Source organism: Ventosimonas gracilis, from assembly GCF_001580025.1.
Classification (GTDB): Bacteria; Pseudomonadota; Gammaproteobacteria; order Pseudomonadales; family Pseudomonadaceae; genus Ventosimonas; species Ventosimonas gracilis.
In genome coordinates this window covers 1-3,210 of the sequence record NZ_LSZO01000016.1, presented here as the reverse complement: position 1 = coordinate 3,210, position 3,210 = coordinate 1, and the positions used below count along the sequence as shown (strand labels likewise).

3 protein-coding genes are annotated in these 3,210 nt (G+C 49.9%); 1 reads left to right on the top strand and 2 read right to left on the bottom strand.

Annotated elements, in window-relative coordinates; translation table 11 throughout:
• Positions 1-408 precede the first annotated feature (408 nt).
• On the bottom strand, positions 409-1,632 hold the full coding sequence (locus AXE65_RS00805) for an RtcB family protein (RefSeq protein ID WP_068386656.1): 1,224 nt from the start codon (positions 1,630-1,632) through the stop codon (positions 409-411).
• Positions 1,633-1,763: 131 nt separating this feature from the next.
• Entirely contained in the window at positions 1,764-2,567 is an 804-nt protein-coding gene (locus tag AXE65_RS00800) for a Fic family protein (protein ID WP_068386654.1), read from the bottom strand.
• A 237-nt stretch (positions 2,568-2,804) separates the two neighbouring features.
• Here AXE65_RS00800 and sugE point away from each other — a divergent pair, with 237 nt between their 5' ends.
• Positions 2,805-3,125 carry a quaternary ammonium compound efflux SMR transporter SugE gene (sugE, locus tag AXE65_RS00795; RefSeq protein ID WP_068386651.1) on the top strand — a complete coding sequence of 107 codons (321 nt, stop codon included), beginning with the start codon at positions 2,805-2,807 and terminating at the stop codon, positions 3,123-3,125.
• Positions 3,126-3,210: the final 85 nt, after the last annotated feature.

The window sequence follows — 3,210 nt, the reverse complement described above, 5'->3', positions numbered from 1 at the left end:
TCAATCATCGACATGAAAACATCTATCTGGCCTTGCTAAAATTACTGCGTGAACAGCCGCTTTGATCGCGTTTGCTTCCTAAGACCCTAATAATTAACGCCGATTCGCCAAGCCGGGCAGGCTCCATCGACATTCCAACCAGTTGTCGCAAGGTAGCAAGTGGATTATTCATGGTATTTACCGAGTTGCATTAAAGGTATCGCAAATGGCTGCGAGAAATTAACTCTATAGCCGTTGATAACCAGACCGTCAACCCTGCCAACCCCATTTGGTGAAAATGTCATGTGCTACTTTGGATTGAAGAAACGCTACAAACTGTTGTGCTTTGGGATTAAAGCGGAAAGTTAAAACTTCAAGATGAGGTTAATAAGGGGATTGTTTTATTCCACTTATTCAACTTATTGCAAGTTATCCTTTAACACAAACTACTTGCTTTAACCTATGCACGATTTCGACCAAATCCTTCTGTGCGGCCATTACCGCATCAATGTCTTTGTAGGCCATTGGAATTTCATCGATAACGCCTTTATCTTTGCGGCACTCTACACCGGCTGTGGCACGGATTTGGTCTTCTATAGTGAAGTGTTTTTTCGCCTCAGTACGGCTCATGACCCGTCCGGCACCGTGGCTGCAACTGTGGAAACTTTCTGGATTGCCCAAACCGCGCACAATATAACTGCGCGCGCCCATACTGCCGGGGATGATACCCATTTGCCCTTTTTGCGCACTCACTGCACCTTTACGGGTAACAAAGATGTCTTCAGCAAAATGGGTTTCACGCTGCACATAATTGTGATGGCAGTTGACTGCCTCGACATGGGTTTTAAAAGGCTTGGGTATTATCTTGCGTACACAACTAATTAAATTCGCCATCATTACTTCGCGGTTTTTCATGGCAAATTGCTGTGCCCAACCCACTGCCCGTACATAATCATCAAAATAAAGGGAGCCTTCTTCAAGATAAGCGAGGTCTTTATCCGGCAAATTACGCTGATTGAGCATGGCATCTTTTTTAGCCAGTTCAATAAACTGTATGCCAATGGCATTACCCACGCCGCGCGAGCCGGAATGCAACATAAACCAAACGCTATCCATTTCATCCAGGCAGACCTCAATAAAATGATTACCGCTACCCAAGGTGCCTAGATGATTACGATTATTGGTTTTTTCAAGCTTGGGATATAACTCGCAGAGGATTTTAAATTCAGCCTCCAGTTCGCCCCAAGCCTGGTCAACCGAAACCGGCGGCGAACTCCAAGCACCTGGGTCAGGCTTACCGCGTACGGCTACACGACCATGCGGTACTGCTTGTTCAATAACGCTGCGCAGTGGTGCAAGGTTGTCGGGTAAATCAGCAGCAGTAAGCGTAGTTCTCACCGCCATCATGCCGCAGCCAATATCCACGCCAACGGCCGCCGGGATAATGGCTCTAATGGTAGGGATAACCGAGCCTACGGTTGCGCCAATACCCCGATGCACATCCGGCATGGCCGCTACATGTTTAAATATAATGGGCAGACGCGAGACATTGGTTAATTGCTTAATGGCGCGTTCATCAACCGGCACGCCTTTAGTCCACATTTTTATCGGCACGCCACCGGCAACTTGTTCAAGATGGTAATCAATGGTCATTTCTTTTTACTTTTTAATGGATGCTGCTCTTTTAAGGCAATGGAATACGGGCGGCACAAAAGCATAAAGTATTTACTCTGGCAAGTATTTCTCCTCTCTCACTTGTGGGGAAATACTTGCGAGGGAACTCTTCAATGGCCAGAATCCGGTTCATCTCCCGGCTCACGCCCTAGCGCTGACCCCAGCAAATTCAGATACAAATCCAATGAGCGTTGAACAGCTTCGGCGATAAGAGTCGTAATCGCTTCGTAGTTCTTGCTCAGGCATGCTTCATCAAGCGCGTCGTAATAGGCCAGGCGATCATCTTTGCGGATGACTGCGGGCGGATAGCCCGCCTTCATCAGCTCGAAGTTAAGCAGCAGCCGTCCGGTGCGACCGTTACCATCTACAAAAGGATGAATCTCCACAAATCGGGTATGTAGCTCCGAAGCCCGTGCAATCGGGTGCATTTGGTCAGCTTGCTCGTGCCACGCGATTAGCTGCTGCATCGCTTCATCCAAATGTAGAAAATCAGGCGGGGTTGTGCTGGCGCCCGAAATCACAACGTTCTCGCGCCGATAGCGACCCGCTTGGCCATCGTCGATTCCTTTCAGAACCAAGTTGTGGATGTTCTTGATTTGCCACTGCGTCAGCGCTTCTTCCCTGGCAACGATCTCTTCGACATATAAGATTGCATCACGGTGGTTGATTGCCTCGAAGTGTTCCCGCAATGATTTCCCGCCGACAGTGATACCTTCGAGCACAACCTTGGTTTCACGCAAGGTCAGTGTATTGCCCTCGATGGCATTCGAGTGGTATGTCCATTCCAAACTCAGCTTGTCGCGCAGCGACGCCGCGGTGTGGGAGGGTAACGGCCGTGCCGCATCCAGCACGGCTTTCGCGGCTTCGATCGCTTGGTAAAGAAAAGGCAGCCTATTTTTCAGGTCAGCATTCATTTTCAAGATCCTATGGACTCACACGCGGTTTTTGCGCCTCCGGCATGGGTAGAAGTGGGTTTCTCTCTGTGGTGATAAAGACAACGATTGCCAGTATAGCGGTGGAGGCTTTCGCGACAGGCTCTTAAGACGAGGGAATACGGGGCGGCATTCAAGCATAATGCGCAGCGCTTGCGGACGACCGAAAGTCGCTTGGCCTTTTTTGGGGACGACCCCGCTTAACTTGGGAGATTTTCCATGTCTTGGCTGATTTTATTGATTGCCGGATTGCTGGAGATTGGCTGGGCGGTCGGTCTGAAATATACCGAGGGTTTTACTCGCCCGCTGCCTACTGTATTAACCGTTTCAGCGATGGTGCTCAGTATGGGGCTGCTTGGCCTTGCCATGCGCGAGTTGCCCGCCGGTACCGCTTACGCGATATGGACGGGCATTGGTGCGGTGGGCACGGTGATTGCCGGGATTATCCTGTTTCAAGAATCCATGGCCGTTATGCGTTTAGTCAGTGTTGCGTTGATTGTGGCCGGGATTATCGGTCTTAAACTCAGCCATACGGCTTAGGGTCTGCTCCCGCTTCAAACGTGGCCGCGACGGAGCCAGATTTTGCGCGCAGCAAGGCGCGAGGAGAGAAATTTGCTCATGCAAA